The sequence below is a fragment of the Halorubrum sp. JWXQ-INN 858 genome (genome assembly GCF_009806985.1).
Classification (GTDB): Archaea; Halobacteriota; Halobacteria; order Halobacteriales; family Haloferacaceae; genus Halorubrum.
Genome location: NZ_WUAX01000005.1, coordinates 70597 through 87610 on the forward strand (window position 1 = coordinate 70597; position 17014 = coordinate 87610).

Here is a 17014-nt window from a genome sequence, read left to right on the forward strand (position 1 = left end):
GGCCGCCGCGAGCAAAAACACGACGTGTTCCGGCGGGACGTGCCTCATCGGGGATCAGGCCGGGTCTTCGGAGGTTCCCGGGGTGTCCCTCGGCGGCTCCGTGGTCCCCGACGGCGACCCCACGAGCCCGTGTGCGTCGCGGACGCCGGCGAGGACACCGCCCATTATGGTCCCGGACCTCGACACGTCCCGCATGGACCAGATCTCCTTCGGCACGGACGGCTGGCGGGCGACGCTCGACACGTTCACCGACGACCGCGTCCGGATCGTCGGCCAGGCGGTCGCCGACCACCTCCGGGCCGCCGGCCACGACGAGCCCGTCGCGGTCGGGTACGACGCTCGCGAGACGTCCGAGGGCTTCGCGGAGAGCCTCGCCGACGTGCTCTCGGGTAACGGCTTCGACGTGCTCCTGCCCGAGCGCGACGTCCCCACCCCGCTCGTCGCGTACGCCATCGTCGACAACGGGTTGGCGGGCGCGTGCATGGTGACCGCCTCGCACAACCCGCCGGAGTACAACGGCGTGAAGTTCATCCCGAGCGACGGGGCCCCCGCCCTCCCCGACGTGACCGAGGACGTCGTCGCCCGACTCGCGGAGCCGGACCTCCTCCCCGAGGCGGAACACGGCGAGGTCCGTCGGCACGACTTCGTGACGCCGCACGCGGAGGCGGCTCGCGAGCTCGTCGGGGCCGACCTCGACGGGCTCACGGTCGCGTACGACGCGATGCACGGGTGCGGCCGCGGGGTCACCGACGCCCTGCTGGAGGCGGCGGGCGCGGAGGTCCGTCGGCTGCGCTGTGACCGCGATCCCACGTTCGGCGGGAAGCCGCCGGAGCCGAACGCGGAGCACCTCGACGAGCTCGCCGCGGCCGTGACCGACGGCGACGCCGACTTGGGGATCGCCAACGACGGCGACGCCGACCGGATCGCGGTCTGCACGCCGGAACGGGGGGTACTCGACGCCAACCTCTTTTATGCGGCCTGCTACGACCGTCTGCTGGAGACGGACGCCGGGCCGGCGGTTCGGACCGTCTCGACGACGTTCCTCGTCGACCGCATCGCGGAGGCGCACGGGCAGGAGGCGTTCGAGACGCCGGTCGGGTTCAAGTGGGTCGCCGAGGCGATGAAGGAGCACGACGCGCTGTTCGGCGGCGAGGAGTCGGGCGGGTTCTCCGTCCGCGGTCACGTCCGCGAGAAGGACGGCGTGTTGATGGCGCTGTTGGCGGCGGCGGCGGCCGCCGACGAGCCGTTCGACGCGCGGGTCGACCGCCTCATCGACGAGCACGGCGCGATCGCGGCGGGGAAGGTGTCGATCGACTGCCCCGACCACCGCAAACGGGGCGTGCTCGACGACCTGGAGGACCACATCCCCGACGCCGTCTGCGGTCACACGGTCGCGAAGGTCGTCACCCTCGACGGCTTCAAGCTCCTCTTGGAGAACGGCTCCTGGCTGCTCGTCCGTCCCTCCGGCACCGAGCCGAAGCTCCGGGTGTACGCGGAGGCCGACGCCGACGAGCGCGTCACGGCCCTGCTGGCCGAGGGCCGCGAGCTCGTCGAGCCGCTCGTGTAGGCCGGGCGACGACTCCCTCGACATCGCGCGCGCGAACACGCGTAGCGATCGGGTGCCTTTTTAGGGGATACCGCCCTAGCCCGACGTATATGTTCAAGGCCATCGTGGGCGCGTCGACGCTGCAGGACGCGCTCGACTCGGTGAGCGTGCTGGTCGACGAGTGTAAGATCCGCCTCAACGAGGAGGAGCTCTCGATCCGGGCCGTCGATCCCGCCAACGTCGGGATGGTCGACCTCACGCTCGAGGCCGCCGCCTTCGAGTCCTACGAGGCCGACGGGGGCGTCATCGGCGTCAACCTCGCGCGCCTCGAGGACATCGCCGGGATGGCCAACGCCGACGACCTGGTCCACCTCGAGCTCGACGAGGAGACCCGCAAGCTCCACATCGAGGTCGACGGGCTCTCGTACACGCTCGCGCTCATCGACCCCGACTCGATCCGACAGGAACCGGACATCCCGGACCTCGATCTCGCCGCCGAGATCGTCGTCGAAGGGGCCCAGCTCGACCGCGGCGTGAAGGCCGCGGACATGGTCTCCGACCACATCCGTCTGCGCGTCGACGAGGCCGAGGAAGCGTTCTACATCGAGGCGGAGGGCGACACCGACGACGTCGACTTGAAGCTCACCCGCGAGGACCTCATCGCGCTCACCCCCGGCCCCGCCGACTCGCTGTTCAGCCTCGACTACCTCAAGGACATGAACAAGGCGATCCCGAGCGACGCCGAGGTCACCGTCGAGCTCGGCGAGGAGTTCCCGGTCAAGCTCCACTACGGCTTCGGCGAGGGGCTGGGTCACGTCACGTTCATGCTCGCTCCCCGCATCCAGAGCGACTGAAACCGACGCTCGAGCGCTTCGAGCGCTCCCGATTTCCCCCGAACTCTCTCGGTTCCTTCCGACGCTCCCGTTTTCCGCGAGTCGTTCGGCTCACTCCTCGTGTACGATCGGGAGCCGTACCGTGACGCACGTTCCCCGCGGTTCGCGAGCGGCGTAGTCGACGTCCGCTCCGACCGCGGCCGCGGCCCACTCGACGATCCACAGCCCGAGCCCCGAGCCGTGTTCGAGCGCGGTCTCGCGACCCGATTCGACGGCCGCCACCTCGTGTTCGGGGATCCCCGGCCCGTCGTCCTCGACCGTGAGGACGAGCCGATCGCCGGCAGCCCCGTCCCCTTCGTCGGCGTCCGTGTCCCCTTCGTCGGCATCTGTGCCCCCTTCGTCGGCATCTGTGCCCCTTTCGCCGGCGTCTCCAACCGTCTCGTGGCGGATCGACACGCGGACCCACGGGCCGCCGTCGACGCCTTCGACGCCGTCTCCGTCGTGGTGATCGAGGGCGTTGCTGACGGTGTTGTCGACGATCGCCCGGAGCGCGTCCTCCCTGAGCCGGGTCCTCGTTCCGTCGCCCGACGACTCGAAGACCACGGTCGCTTCGGGCCGCCGGCCTCGGACGTCCTCGACGACGTCGTCCACGACGGCGACGACGTCGACGACGCCGACGACCGTCGGTTCCACGTCGGACACCAGCGTTTCGACGACCCCGGCCTTCTCCCCGAGCGCGGCGAGCGCGCCGGCGCGACGTTCGATCGCGTCCGCCATGCGGTGGAGGTCCGGGTCGTCGAGCCGCTCGGCGAGTAGCTCGCCGTAGCCGTGGACGACGCCGGCGTCGTTCCGGAGGTTGTGCCGCAACACCCGGTTGAGCACCTCCAGCTGCTGGCGGCGGCGCTCGCGGTCCGTGACGTCCGAGAGGACGACCGTGTAGCCGACGTGGCCCCCGCTCGGGTCGGTCAGCGGCGAGACGGACACGTCGTACGTGCGGCGATCGGGGCCGACGCCGATCGCGATCTCGCCGTCGCGGTCGTCGCCGCTGTCGTCGCCGTCGTCGCTGCCGTCGCCCTCGCCGCCGTCACCACCATCGGCCTCACCGCCGTCGCCACCGCCGGCCTCACCGCCGTCACCGCCGTCGCCGATGACGATCGGCACGTCGAGGAACGCGTCGATCGGTCGGTCGCGTGCGCTCGCGGCGTCGACGCCGAGCATCGCCTCCGCGGCGGGGTTGAGCCGGACCACCCGCCGGTCCGGCGAGAGCGCGACGATGGGGTCGGCGAGGTCGTCGATCGCGGTCCGTTCGGCCGCGCGGCTCGTCGTCGGATGACGTTCGAACATCTCGGCGCGGTCGAAGGCGTACGCGTCGAGGACGACGTGGGGGACGAACATGACCGGCGCGAGCTGGAGCTGCGGCACGGGGCCGATCTCGAGGACCCAGGCGACGAGCGCGAGCCCCGGCGGGAGCGAGCTCAACGCGACCGCCGCGCTCTCGCTCCGGTAGAGGGGGCCGTAGCTCAGGAGGGTGTCGAGGAGCAGGAAGACCGCGCTGGCGACGAGCACGCTCGCGACGGCGACGACGAGATACGCCCACGGGCCGAAGGCGTACGAGACCGTCGCGGCCCCGAAGACGGGGTCGATCCGCAGCCCGGTCCAGAACGCGCCGTGGACCGGGTTCGTGACGAGCAGGGCGGTCGAGAGGAGGCCGAACGCGACGACGCCCGCGAAGAGGCGGCCGCGGATGACGTCCGCCCGGCCGGTGTACTCCACCGCGAAGCCGAGGAAGAACACGCCGGTCCAGACGATCCCGAGCCACGTCGCCGCCTCCAGGACGGTTCGGACGGCGAGGTCGGTGACGAGCAGCCCGGCCCCGTAGGAGAGACACCACAGCGCCTGCGCGGCGAACACGCCGAGGAACCAGTCGACTCCGGGCTTGCCACGATAGCGGCGGATCGTCCACGCGAGGCCGATCGCGCCCACCCCGCCGGCGACCGACCCGACGACGGGCCACGGCGGGACGGGGAACGGAAGCATACGTCGGTTGCACGGCGGTAGCTCCCCTAAAGGTGTCGCGCTCGGGCCGTCGGATCGGTACGGTCGACGGATCGGTTCGATCACCGGATCGGTACGGTCACCGGATCGGTTCGGCCACCGGATCGGTGCGGTCACCGGATCCACGCGCCGCCGGCTCATTCGGCGTCGGGTCCCGACTACGCCCGGCGCGGGCGGAACGCGAACGCGATCGGGACGAGCAGGGCGGCTCCGATGAGGAACGGCGACGCGTACGCGAGCGTGTACAGGACGGCCATGAGGGGCGGCCCGACGGTCCGGCCGAGGCTCGACGCGCCCTGCGTCACGCCGAAGGCGGCCCCCTGTCCGTCCGCGTCGGTCGAGGCGGAGACGAGCGTCGCCAACGAGACGTTCACGAGGGCGTTCCCCAGCGAGAGCGCGGCGAGCACGACGAGCAGGGCGACGAGCGGGCCGGAGAGCCACGCCGGCCCGCCGATCACGAGATCGCTTCCGAGCCGGTCCGTGGCCGGGAGCGCGGCGAGCGCACATGCGAGCACGCCCGCCCCGGCGGCCGCCAGGGTCCGCGAGGGAACGACGCGGGAGAGCCGCCCGACGAGGACGCCCTGGTTCACCGCACCGAGGACGCCGACGTACGTCAGCAGGAACGCGGCCGCGGTCGCGTCGTAGCCGAACCGGTCGGCGACGTACGGGATGAACATCACCTGCACCCCGGCGAACGCGACCGCGACGACGAAGTACGCGACCGTCAACGGGCGCAGCGTCGCGGAGGCGAGCGCGTCGCGAAACGTCCCCACGAACGTCGTCCGCGGGGCCGGCCGCCGGCTCCGCCGGGGCTCCTCCAGGAAGAGGAAGCCGGCGACGACCGCGAGCAGGCTCATCCCCGCGGCGGCGAAGCTCGGGAGCGAGTACGGCGTCGCCGGGACGAACGCCGGGAACAGCGCGTCGGCGCGGGCGACGACCGGCTCGGCGGCGAGGAGCCCGCCGATCGCCGGGCCGAACACGAACCCGAGCGCGAACGACGCCCCGATCAGCCCGAGCGCACCCGCCCGCCGTTCGGGCGGGGTGATGTCGGCGACGTACGCCTGCGCGGCGGCGATGTTCCCGCCCATCGCGCCTGCGAGCGCCCGCGAGGCGAACAACGTCGCGATCGCGGCGGCGGTGCCGAAGGCGGCGTCGGCCTCGCTCGCGAACCCGAAGACGACCCACGCGACGGCGGCCGTCGCCAGCGACGAGAGGAGGACCGGTCGTCGGCCGTAGCGGTCCGACAGCCGCCCGAGGTACGGGGCCGAGACGAACTGCGCCAGCGAGTACGACGCGGCCAACAGCCCGATGAACGCGTCGCTGACGCCGAACGAGCGGACGTAAAAGGGGAGGATCGGGATCACGATCCCGAAGCCGACCAGGTCGATGAACACGACGGCGACGACGACGGCGAGCGCTCGGCGCGGGTTCGACACGCCGGCCGACGAACCCGGAGCGGACGGATCGTCGGGAGCGGCGGCGACGTCGCCGGCGGCGGCCGCTCCCGTCGCGGCCTCGGGATGTGTCACGTCGGCTTCTGGTCCCCGCGACGCTTAAAGGCGTCTCGGAGGGTCAACCGTGGCGCTCGATGACGCGCTTTGCCGCCTGTCCCTTCTCCTTCCACCCGTACCCCTCGTCGTACACGTGTCGCTTCTTCTCGACCAGCTCCTCGGGGGAGGACTCCTCGAACCCGCCGCGGTCCCACGCGCCGGAGTCCCGGAGCCACTCGACGACGTTCTCCTTCGTCTCGGGCCAGGAGAGCCCGACCATCTCGTACCAAGCGACCATCGCGAAGACGGCGTTGTCGTGACAGCCCGGAACCGACCCGCGCAGGTAGACGGTCCGCATCGGCTCGCGGGTCGGTTCGGAGACGAGCTCCTTGAACTCCGCGGCCGTCAGCAGCCGGAGCGCGTCGCCGTCGCGGACGACGCGCTGCTCGCGTTCGAGCGCTCCGAGCGCGGCCTTGTGGAGGCCGCCCCACTCGCCGTGGACCGCGTCCCGGAGCGCCGGCTCGTCCAGCCCGTCGGGCTCCGTCGTCAGCACGGCTATCAGGTCCGTGTACGCCTTCTCGATGGTCGGCCACGGCACCCCCTCGAAGTCGCAGTCGACGTCGTGGAGGCTGTTGGTCGTCCGGCAGCCGGGACACGGGTAGCGGAACGTCGGCACTACCCCCGACTGGGTGGCCACCGGAGTTAGGGTTTTCGCGACGCGCCGCGTCGCGGATGGCCCGGGATCGACGAGCGTCGCTGCCGACGGACGGGGGACGTCATCGCCCGTTCCGAAACGTTTACTCGGTGTCCGACCCCGCTTCCATGTGTCATGACGAAAGTTAGCGTGGTCGGAGCCGCGGGCACCGTCGGTGCCGCGGCCGGCTACAACCTCGCACTGCGTGACGTGGTCGACGAGCTCGTCTTCGTCGACATCCCCGACCAGCGGGAGACGACTATCGGCCAGGCGGCCGACACCAACCACGGCGTCGCCTACGACTCGAACACGACGGTCCGACAGGGCGAGTACGAGGACACCGCCGGCTCCGACGTGGTCGTGATCACGGCGGGGATCCCGCGCCAGCCCGGACAGACCCGGATCGACCTGGCCGGCGACAACGCGCCCATCATGGAGGACATCGGCTCGCAGCTCGCCGAGCACAACGACGACTTCGTCACCGTCACCACCTCGAACCCGGTCGACCTGCTCAACCGACACCTGTACGAGGCGGGCGACCGCGACCGGAACGAGGTGATCGGGTTCGGCGGGCGGCTCGACTCCGCGCGGTTCCGCTACGTCCTCTCCGAGCGCTTCGACGCGCCCGTGAAGAACGTGGAGGCGACGATCCTCGGGGAGCACGGCGACGCGCAGGCTCCCGTCTTCTCGAAGGTCCGCGTGAACGGAAGCGACCCGGCGTTCGACGCCGACGAGCGCGAGGAGATCCTCGGCGACCTCCAGGAGTCCGCGATGGACGTCATCGAACGCAAGGGCGCGACCCAGTGGGGGCCCGCGACGGGGGTCGCTCACACCGTCGAGGCGATCCTCGACGACACCGGCGAGGTGCTCCCCTGCTCGCTCGTGCTCGACGGCGAGTTCGGCCACGAGGACACCGCCTTCGGCGTCCCCGCCAAGCTGGGCGCGAACGGCGTCGAGGAGATCGTCGAGTGGGACCTCGACGAGTACGAGGCGGAGCTCCTCGGCGAGGCCGCCGAGAAGCTCTCCGAGCAGTACGAGGAGATCGCGTAGTCGACCGCCGCTGCGTCGACTTCATTCACCGTCGTCCACGACCGATCCCTTATCCCCGAAGGCGCGGCCAGACCCCCCGTGACCTGAGCGAGGCCCCGGAACGGGGAGTGGTCGTGCGGCGGTCGTTCCGGGGACGCCCCCTTCGCCGCCTGCCAGCCCTTATAAGCGGTCCCGGATCCGTTCGGCGGTCGTCGCGCCGATCCCGTCGACGTCCGTGAGGTCGTCCACGGAGGCGTCGCGGACGTTCTCGACCGACCCGAAGCGCCCGAGCAGCCGCTTTCGCGTCTCCGGACCGACGCCGGGGACGTCGTCGAGCACCGTCTTCACCTCGTCGCGGACGGTCTGGTGGTACTGCACCGCAAAGCGATGCGCCTCGTCGCGGACGCGTTGCAGCAGGTGGAGCGCCGGGGCGTCGTCCGGCCAGCGCAGCGGCCCGTTCGGGGTTATCACCAGTTCCTCGGCCTTCGCGAGGGCGACGACGGGGACGTCCCACCCGGTCTCTGCGAGCGCGTCGCGCGCGGCCGCGAGCTGCCCCTCGCCGCCGTCGACGAGCAACAGGTCCGGGTCGGGCCTGTCGTCGCGCCCCTCGACCGCTCGCTCCGCGCGCCAGCGGAGCAGCTCGCGCATGTTCGCGTAGTCGTCGTTCCGATCGGAGAGCCGCTTCCGCCGGTAGTCGGCCGTCTCCGCGTTCCCGTCCACGAAACAGACATCGGAGCCGACGACCGCCTTCCCGCCGGCGTGGCTCACGTCGAACCCCTCGATCCGCCCGGGTCGGTCGATGCCGAGCCGCTCGCCGAGCGCGGCGACGGGGTCGTCACGGCCGTCGCGCTTTCGAGCGTTCTTGAGGGCGAGCTCGACCAGCTTCGCCTCCCGTCCGGCCCCGGGGACGCGGACCGCCACCCCCTCGCGTTCGAGCCAGTCGACGACGTCGGGATCGGTCGGCCGCTCCGCGAGCAACACCGCGTCCGGGAACTCCCGCTCGGCGTAGTACTGCGTGAGGAACGCCGACAGTACCGCAGCCGGCGTGTTCGGCTCGTCGCCGACGTCGCCGGGGGCTCCGCCGGCCGCCCCTCGAGCCGCCGCTCCACGGCCGGCCGCCTCGTCATCGATCCCGTCCGTTCCGGTCGCCGTCGTACCGATCGCTGCCTCGCGGTCACCCGGCGCGTCGAGCCGGTGCCGGCTCCGGTCGACGAGCTGTCCGCGCTCGCTGTGGAGCCGCGCGACCCGTGCGACGTCGCCCTCGACGGCCGCCGCGAGCACGTCGACGGTCCGGTCGTCGGACCGATCAGAGACGGCCTCGCCGCCGTCCCCGTGGAACGCCTCGACGGCCGCCAGCCGGTCGCGGAGGGTCGCCGCCAGCTCGAACTCGGCGCTCTCCGCCGCGGTCTCCATCCGTCGACGGAGCGGGTCGGCGAGGACGCCCGTCTCGCCCTCGAAGAAGCGGCGGGCCGCGGCCACGTCCTCCGCGTACGCCGCGGCGTCGATCTCGCCGGTGCATGGGGCCGAACAGATCCCCATCTCGTAGTCGAGACACGGGCGATCGCGTCCGGCGTACTTGTGGTCCGAACAGCCGCGCAGCCGGTACTCGTCCCGGATCGCCTTCACCACGGCCTCGACGCGCCCCTTGTTCGTGAACGGGCCGTACGCGACCGCCCCCTCGTCCGGGTCGCGGGTCACCTCGATCCGCGGCACCTCGTGGTCCGTGAACGCCACGAGCGGATACGACTTGTCGTCCTTCAGCCTCACGTTGTAGCGCGGCTGCAGCCGCTTTATCAGGTTCGCCTCCAGCAGCAGTGCCTGCGTCTCCGTATCGGTGACGGCGAACTCGATCGCGTCGGCGCGGTCGACCATTCCCCGGATCCGTCCGGATCGCGGGTCAGCGTACGACCGGACCCGCGCGCGGAGGTCGACGGCCTTCCCGACGTACAGCGTCGCCCCCGCGGACCGGAACTGGTAGACGCCGGGCTCGGCGGGGAGGTCGCCGGCGCGGGCCCTGACGGCGGGGGGATCCATCACCGCCCCTAGCCGCCCGACGCGTTTGAACGCTGCGGGACCCGGTGTCCGCCGCCGAACGCTTAACACTGCTCGGTCCCCAGAGTCGGCATGTCCGCGACGCCACCCGGACCGATCGGCGACCCCGTGTTCGGCAACGCCCGGCGGTACGCCGACGACCCGTTCACGTTTATGCGCGCCTGTGCCGACAGCTACGGCGACGTCATTCGGTTCGACCTCGGACCACGTGAGACGTACATGCTCACGAACCCGTCCGACGTCGAGCGCGTGCTCGTCGCCGACGCGAACCGGTACCGCAAGCCGAGCCTCGGCGACGACGCCATCCGGACCCTGCTCGGGGACGGGCTGCTGTTAAGCGAGGGCGAGACGTGGCGACGGCAGCGAACGCTGGCGAATCCGGCGTTTCACACGGGGCGGATCGGCGCGCTCGCGGGACCGATGGTGGACCACACCGACGAACACCTCTCCGGATGGGCGGACGGCGACGTCGTCGACGTGCAGCTGGAGACCGCGAGGCTCACCGTTCGGATCATCGCCCACGCGATGTTCGGGACGACGATCGACGACGCGACGGTCCGGACGGTACAGGAGCACCTCGAACCGCTCGGCGCGCGATTCGAGCCGGACCCGCGGCGGTTCCTGATCCCGAACTGGGTACCAACCCGGGAGAACCGGGCGTTCGACGACGCCATCGACACGCTGGAGGCGGTCGTCGACGGGATCGTCGCGGACAGGCGCGGAACCGAACGCGACCCGTCGATCGACCCGGCGGGAGCCGACGGCGTCGCCGTTGCCGGGCCGCCGGGCGATCCCGACGCTGCGGTGCCGATGGACCTCCTCTCGGTCCTCCTGCGCGCGTACGACCGCGGCGAACAGACCGACGCGAACCTCCGTGACGAGCTGGTGACGATGCTGCTCGCCGGCCACGACACCACCGCGCTCGCGCTCACGTACACGTTCTACCTCCTCTCACGGCACCCGGCGGCCCGCGAGCGCGTCGAGCGGGAGGCCGACGCGGCGGTCGCGGACGGCCGGCCGGACGCCGCCGACGTCCGGGGGATGGCGTACACCGACCGCGTCCTCAACGAGGCGATGCGGCTGTATCCCCCCGTTTACACGATGTTCCGGGAGCCGAAGCTCGACGTGAAACTCGGCGGGTACCGGATCCCGGAGGGGGCCGCGCTCATGCTCCCGCAGTGGGTGATCCACCGCTCCCCGCGGTGGTACGACGACCCCGAGGCGTTCGACCCCGACCGGTGGCTCCCGGCGCGCCGGAGCGCGCGTCCGCGGTTCGCGTTCTTCCCGTTCGGCGGCGGCCCGCGCCACTGTATCGGCAAGGCGTTCTCGCTCATGGAGGCGAAGCTCATCCTCGCGCGCGTCTGCTCGACGTACCGGCTGGCGTACGAGGGCCCCGAACTCTCCCTGCGCGGGTCGCTGACGATGCACCCGAACCACCCGGTCCCGATGCGGGTCCGGGAGCGGTAGCCGGTCCCGGCGGCTGCAGCTGCGCCCGGTCGCCCACGGCGGCTAATGGCGGCTACAGGCGTACCCGCCCGGCGACCTCCCGGAAGTCGGCGTCGTACAGCTCCAACTCGTGAACGCGCCACTCGATCGGGTCGATCGGCGTCCTCACGAGCGCGTCGAGCGCGTCGGCCGCCGCGGGCGTCCCGCCCCGTGCGAGCGTGACGTGGGGGACGTAGTCGTCGCCCTCGATCCCCTCGATCGGGCCGAACGCCGCACACAGCCGCCGGTGGAGCCGATCGAGCGGCTCGCTCTCCACGGCGAGGTAGACGACCGGACCGGGTCCTTGCGTGGGTCGGTCGAACGCGCCGATCCGCCGGATCGCGACGTCGAACGGATCGACCCCGTCGAGCAGGGGACGAAGTGCTCGCCGGAGCGTCGCGAGCGCGGCGGTCCGGTCGGGAGCCGGATCGGAGGCCCGATCGGGAGCTTGGCCGGATGCCTGGTCGGGGCTCCGATCGGGTGCCGGTCGACGCTCGCCGGAGACGTCGTCGACGCCGAAGCGTTTCCCGACGAGGGTGTGGCGTTCGCGGACGCGATCGAACCCCGCCAGCGCCGGGCGGAGGTCCCTCGCGAGCCGCGGGACGGCGGGCGGGAGCGGGACGTTGAGGCTGAACACGGTCGGCCCGCTCAGATCCGGTCGGTCAGCCAGAGGACGATCAGGACGACGACGACGACCCCGATGATCGTCGGCAGCGCGTTCAGCAGGGTGAACGTGACGCTCAACAGCGCGCCGACGATCTCCACGAGCAGCCAGACGATCACTAACGCGAGCACCACTTTCAGGAGGTCCTCCACGTCGAGTTTTCCGCGGTTCATGCCGTCCCCTCCGAGCGTCGGGATAAAAAAGGCCGCGTCCCGCGATCCGTTCGTGGGCCCTTCGACGCCCTGCGGATCGGGCAGATAAAAGGCCCCCGACCGCCAACGGGCGCGTATGCGACTCATCGCGTTCGACTTCGACGGGACGCTCTCGGACTCGGAGATGACGGTCCTGCTCGCCGAGCGGGCGGGCGTCGCCGACGAGGTCGCGGCGATCACCGAACGGGCGATGAACGACGAGCTCAGCTACGCCGAGAGCCTCTACCGACGCGCCGAGCTCCTCGGCGGGCTCGACGAGGAGGCGGTGAACGAGGCGTACGACGACGTCACCCTCCGACCGGGAGCGGGGCGGCTCATCGAGCGGCTTCAGGCGGCGGGCCACCACGTCGCCGTCCTCACGGGCGGCTTCGAGCGCGGGGTGGAGCGCGCGCTCGCGAAGGAGGGCGTCGAGGCCGACACGATCGTCGCCAATCGGCTGCCGATGTCCGGCGGGGCGCTGACCGGCGACGCGGAGGGACCGCTCATCGAAGGGACGAAGGACGACGCGCTGGAGGGGCTCGCGGCCGACCTCGACGTTCCGATGGAGCTGACGGTGGCCGTCGGCGACGGCGCGAACGACCTCCCGATGCTGGAGGTGGCCGGGCTCTCGATCGGTTTCATGCCCAAACCCGCGGTGCGGTCGTCGTGTGACGCCGTCGTCGCCTCGATGTTCCGGCTCGGGAAGGTGTTGGAGGGGTATCGCGTCCTCCAGAAAGCGTAGCTGGTAGCGGCCCGTGGTCGGTGCGGGCTGTTCGGGCTGTTCGGGCTGTTCGGGCTGTTCGGGTTGTTCGGGTTGTTCGGGTCCGGCCCACGGATGAGGGGGTCTCACATCGACTGTCCGAACCCGTGTCCTCCCGCTCGCGGCGCTGACCCCTTCGTTTCCGGTGGAACCCGGCATCACGCCGCTCGTCGTCGTCACCTTCGCCGTCACCTGCACCGGCACCTGCGCCGGCACCTTCGTGGCCGGCGGTGACCGGGACACTCCCTTTTAACCCGTACGCCGAGGAAGGGCGGCCATGGCCAGTCGAAGACACGTCCTGGGCGGGCTCACCGTCGCCGCGGGCCTGCTCGCGGTCGTGATCCTCAGTGAGGTCGTGGCGACGGTGTTCTTCGCGATGACGGTCGCGTACGTGCTCGGGCCGGTCCGCCGTCGGCTGCGTCAACGCGGTCTGTCCCGGCGTCTCTCGGCGATCATCACCTCGCTCGCCGCGTTCCTCGCGGTCGTCGCCGTGATCGCGCCGCTGTTCGTCGTGCTCGTGGTCCGTCTCGACGAGGCGGTTCTGTTCGTCGAGTCGATCCCGGACGCGATCTCCCTGTCGGCCCGCGGCTTCGAGTACACGGTCGTCACCGCCGACGTCACCGCGGTCGTCGCTCGGTGGCTGATCGCGGCCGGGACGGCAATCGTCGCGGCCGCACCGGTGTTGATCGTCAAGCTCGCGCTGTTCGCGTTCGTCGTGTACGGGTTGCTGGTTCACGAGCGGCGGACGCACCGGGCGACGCTCGCGCTGGTCCCGCTCGGACACCGCGACCTCGCGGAGGCGCTTCACGAGCGCGCCAGCAGAACCCTCTACGGGCTCTACGTCGTTCAGGCCGCGACCGGGTTCGCGACGTTCCTCATCGCCATCCCGGTGTTCGTCGCGTTCGGCTACCCGTCGCCGATCGCGTTGGCGACGCTCGCCGGCGTTCTCCAGTTCGTTCCGGTGCTCGGGCCGAGCGTCCTCGTCGTCGCGCTCGCCGGCTCCGAACTCATGCTCGGCGACGCCGTGAGCGCGGTCGGGATCCTCGTCGTGGGCGGGCTGTTCATCGCGGCCGCGCCCGACCTGCTCGTTCGACCGCGGCTCGCCGCCGAGACCGCGGAGCTCCCGTCGACGCTGTACTTCATCGGCTTCGTCGGCGGCGTCCTGACGGTCGGCCCGGTGGGCGTCATCGCCGGCCCCCTCGTCGTCGCGATCGTCACCGAGCTGGCGACGCGTCTCTCCGGCGAGTTGAACGCGATCCCCGTCGGCGAGGAGTCCAAACACGGGGCAGCCGACGCCACGGACGCCGCGAATGCCGCGAATGCCGCGGACGCCGCGAACACCGTGAACGCCGCGAACGCCGTCCCTGACGCCGACGGGGAGTGACCGTCGTCGCCGTCGCGGTCCCGTCGGCGATCGGCCCGATCCTCCACGGATAGTTTATAAAGTGTGCCGGTGGCGGCTTATAAGCGCCGTCCACGCGGTCGAGAGCTCGGCGGGATCGAGGTGACACGAGGGAGCGCGGTCTGCGGTCGGCGCGCCCCGCGTTCGCGCCTTATAAGGCGCGAACGCGAGCGCGAGGGAGTCGGCGGTCCCGCGCGAGAACTCGTGCGGGACCGCCGACGAGGTTGGGGAGGCGCGAGGCTGCGGTACGGGGGCGTGCTGCGGCGATACGGGGGCGCGAGGCTGGCGGTCCGGGAATCAGGAAGCCGTTATGTGGGGAACGCGAGCGCGGGACATGGCCGACGGTCGCCGCGTGCGGCACCGCCACGAACCACGGCGGGAACTCGCCCACCGTTTATATACTCTATCCGTGTCTTCGCCTGTCTTTATGTACCATGGCCGGCGTCCGCGACTCCCGGATCGGTGGCCGCGCCTTCCTTCGAATCCACTGGTAACCCCTCTCCGACCGAGCACACCGCCGCCGTCACTGAGCACACCGCCGTCAGCGCCGACCCGATCGAGCATACCGCCGTCACCGCCGACCCGACCGAGCGCGCCGCTCAAGTGGCTGCGCCGCCAAGCGGGAACAACGTGAGTGATGCCGAATCCCCGCTATCCGAGGACCGCCCGACCGTCGACCGACCGTTCCGGGTCGACGCCCCGTTCGACCCCGCGGGCGACCAGCCGGCGGCGATCGAGGGGCTCGTTGACGGGTTCGAGGCGGGCGCGGAGCGGCAGACCCTCCTCGGCGTGACGGGGTCGGGGAAGACGAACACCGTCTCGTGGGTCGTCGAGGAGCTCGACCGACCGACCCTCGTGTTGGCCCACAACAAGACGCTCGCCGCCCAGCTGTACGAGGAGTTCCGCCAGCTGTTCCCGGACAACGCCGTCGAGTACTTCGTCTCCTACTACGACTACTACCAGCCCGAGGCGTACGTCGAGCAGACGGACACGTTCATCGACAAGGAGATGTCGATCAACGAGGAGATCGACCGGCTGCGCCACTCCGCGACGCGCTCGCTGTTAACGCGCGACGACGTCATCGTCGTCGCCTCCGTCTCCGCGATCTACGGGCTCGGCGACCCCGCGAACTACCGCGAGATGGCCCTCCGGCTCGAGCTCGGCGAGGCGGTGGGTCGCGAGGAGCTGCTCGCCCGCCTGGTCGACCTGAACTACGAGCGCAACGACGTCGACTTCACGCAGGGGACGTTCCGCGTCCGCGGCGACACCGTCGAGATCTACCCGATGTACGGCCGCTACGCGGTCCGCGTCGAGCTCTGGGGCGACGAGATCGACCGGATGCTCAAGGTCGACCCGATGAAAGGCGAGGTCGTCTCCGAGGAGCCGGCGGTGATGCTCCACCCGGCCGAGCACTACTCGATCCCGGACGACAAACTGGAGACGGCGATCGCGGAGATCGAGGACCTGATGGCGAAACGCGTCCGCTACTTCGAGCGCGAGGGCGACCTCGTCGCCGCCCAGCGCATCGAGGAGCGGACGACGTTCGACGTCGAGATGCTCCGCGAGGCCGGCTACTGCTCCGGGATCGAGAACTACTCCGTCCACATGGACGACCGCGAGTCGGGCGACGCCCCCTACACCCTGCTCGACTACTTCCCCGACGACTTCCTCACGGTGATCGACGAGTCACACCAGACGATCCCGCAGATCAAAGGCCAGTTCGCCGGCGACAAGTCCCGGAAGGACTCGCTCGTGGGGAACGGCTTCCGGCTGCCGACCGCCTACGACAACCGCCCGCTCACCTTCGAGGAGTTCGAGGAGAAGACGGACCGGGTCCTCTACGTCTCCGCGACGCCGAGCGACTACGAGCGCGAGCGCTCGGACGGCATCGTCGAACAGATCGTCCGCCCGACCCACCTCGTCGACCCCGAAGTCGAGGTGACGTCGGCGACCGGGCAGGTCGAGGACCTCCTCGACCGCGTCGACGAGCGGATCGATCGCGGCGAGCGGACGCTCGTCACGACCCTGACCAAGCGGATGGCCGAGGACCTCACGGAGTACTTCGAGGGCGCGGGCGTCGACGTCGCGTACATGCACGACGAGACGGACACCTTGGAGCGCCACGAGATCATCCGCGACCTCCGGCTCGGGAACATCGACGTGCTCGTCGGGATCAACCTGCTGCGAGAGGGGCTCGACATCCCCGAGGTGAGCCTCGTCGCGATCCTCGACGCCGACCAGGAGGGATTCTTACGCTCGACGACGACGCTCGTCCAGACGATGGGGCGGGCCGCGCGCAACGTCAACGGCGAGGTCGTCCTCTACGCCGACACGGTGACGGACTCGATGGCGGCCGCCATCGACGAGACGCAGCGCCGCCGAGAGATCCAGCTGGCGTACAACGAGGAGCACGGCTTCGAGGCGACGACGATCGACAAGCCGGTCGGCGAGACGAACCTCCCCGGGTCGAAGACGGACACGTCCGGCGTGAGCGTCGGCGACGTGGAGACGGAGGCCGAGGCCGAAGCGCGGATCGAGGCGCTCGAGGACCGGATGAACGAGGCCGCGAGCAATCTCGAGTTCGAGCTCGCCGCCGACATCCGCGACCGGATCGCGGAGCTGCGGCGGGCGTTCGAGCTGGCCCGCGACGACGGAGTCCCCGCCCCGGTCGGCGACGAGTGAGCCCTCGACGGGAGCCGCACGCATTGTCACACGTGGTGTCCCATCCGAAGCCATACGCAGAGTCCCATCCGAAGCCATACGTGGAGTTCCCCGAAGCCATACGTGGAGTTCCCCGAAGCCACACACAGGGC

At 71.0% G+C, this 17014-nt stretch carries 13 protein-coding genes; 7 read left to right on the plus strand and 6 right to left on the minus strand.

The features are described from left to right. Positions 1–193: 193 nt before the first annotated feature. Both GRS48_RS01695 and GRS48_RS01700 read left to right on the plus strand, forming a co-directional pair. A complete protein-coding gene (locus GRS48_RS01695) occupies positions 194–1567 on the plus strand; it encodes a phosphoglucomutase/phosphomannomutase family protein (RefSeq protein WP_159483208.1) in 1374 nt (457 codons plus the stop codon). 89 nt (positions 1568–1656) lie between these two features. Further along, positions 1657–2400, plus strand: coding sequence for a DNA polymerase sliding clamp (locus tag GRS48_RS01700; RefSeq protein ID WP_159483209.1), 744 nt, complete (start codon positions 1657–1659; stop codon positions 2398–2400). Positions 2401–2490: 90 nt separating this feature from the next. Here the strand turns inward: GRS48_RS01700 and GRS48_RS01705 are convergent, their stop codons facing one another. The 3 genes from GRS48_RS01705 to GRS48_RS01715 form a co-directional block, all read right to left on the minus strand. Beyond that, a complete protein-coding gene (locus tag GRS48_RS01705; RefSeq protein ID WP_159483210.1) occupies positions 2491–4416 on the minus strand; it encodes a histidine kinase N-terminal 7TM domain-containing protein in 1926 nt (641 codons plus the stop codon). A 176-nt stretch (positions 4417–4592) separates the two neighbouring features. Beyond that, positions 4593–5963 (minus strand): MFS transporter, encoded by a 1371-nt coding sequence (locus tag GRS48_RS01710; protein WP_321168234.1) that lies wholly within the window; start codon positions 5961–5963, stop codon positions 4593–4595. A gap of 43 nt (positions 5964–6006) precedes the next feature. Beyond that, positions 6007–6600, minus strand: a complete 594-nt coding sequence (locus GRS48_RS01715; protein ID WP_321168235.1) for a hypothetical protein — start codon at positions 6598–6600, stop codon at positions 6007–6009. A 153-nt stretch (positions 6601–6753) separates the two neighbouring features. Between GRS48_RS01715 and mdh the strand changes: the two genes are divergently transcribed. Further along, positions 6754–7668: a malate dehydrogenase gene (gene mdh / locus GRS48_RS01720; RefSeq protein ID WP_159483211.1), complete on the plus strand. Its 915-nt coding sequence runs from the start codon at positions 6754–6756 to the stop codon at positions 7666–7668. Positions 7669–7827: 159 nt separating this feature from the next. Here mdh and GRS48_RS01725 read toward each other — a convergent pair whose 3' ends face one another. Next, positions 7828–9681, minus strand: a complete 1854-nt coding sequence (locus GRS48_RS01725; protein ID WP_159483212.1) for an excinuclease ABC subunit C — start codon at positions 9679–9681, stop codon at positions 7828–7830. 90 nt (positions 9682–9771) lie between these two features. Here GRS48_RS01725 and GRS48_RS01730 point away from each other — a divergent pair, with 90 nt between their 5' ends. Beyond that, the gene (locus GRS48_RS01730) at positions 9772–11166 is read left to right on the plus strand and encodes a cytochrome P450 (RefSeq protein ID WP_159483213.1); all 1395 of its coding nucleotides are present in this window, start codon (positions 9772–9774) and stop codon (positions 11164–11166) included. 52 nt (positions 11167–11218) lie between these two features. On the opposite strand, the gene GRS48_RS01735 is transcribed toward GRS48_RS01730, so the two are convergent. Continuing rightward, positions 11219–11821 (minus strand): 2'-5' RNA ligase family protein, encoded by a 603-nt coding sequence (locus GRS48_RS01735; protein WP_321168236.1) that lies wholly within the window; start codon positions 11819–11821, stop codon positions 11219–11221. An 11-nt stretch (positions 11822–11832) separates the two neighbouring features. Beyond that, positions 11833–12021 (minus strand): hypothetical protein, encoded by a 189-nt coding sequence (locus tag GRS48_RS01740; RefSeq protein WP_159483499.1) that lies wholly within the window; start codon positions 12019–12021, stop codon positions 11833–11835. A 115-nt stretch (positions 12022–12136) separates the two neighbouring features. On the opposite strand from GRS48_RS01740, the gene serB reads away from it, so the two are divergent. The 3 genes from serB to uvrB all read left to right on the plus strand — a co-directional run bounded on the left by serB (position 12137) and on the right by uvrB (position 16883). Further along, complete coding sequence (gene serB, locus GRS48_RS01745; RefSeq protein WP_159483214.1) at positions 12137–12781, plus strand: phosphoserine phosphatase SerB; 645 nt, start codon at positions 12137–12139, stop codon at positions 12779–12781. Positions 12782–13076: 295 nt separating this feature from the next. Continuing rightward, on the plus strand, positions 13077–14183 hold the full coding sequence (locus GRS48_RS01750; protein ID WP_159483215.1) for an AI-2E family transporter: 1107 nt from the start codon (positions 13077–13079) through the stop codon (positions 14181–14183). A 648-nt stretch (positions 14184–14831) separates the two neighbouring features. Continuing rightward, positions 14832–16883 carry an excinuclease ABC subunit UvrB gene (gene uvrB, locus GRS48_RS01755; RefSeq protein ID WP_321168237.1) on the plus strand — a complete coding sequence of 684 codons (2052 nt, stop codon included), beginning with the start codon at positions 14832–14834 and terminating at the stop codon, positions 16881–16883. Positions 16884–17014 lie beyond the last annotated feature (131 nt).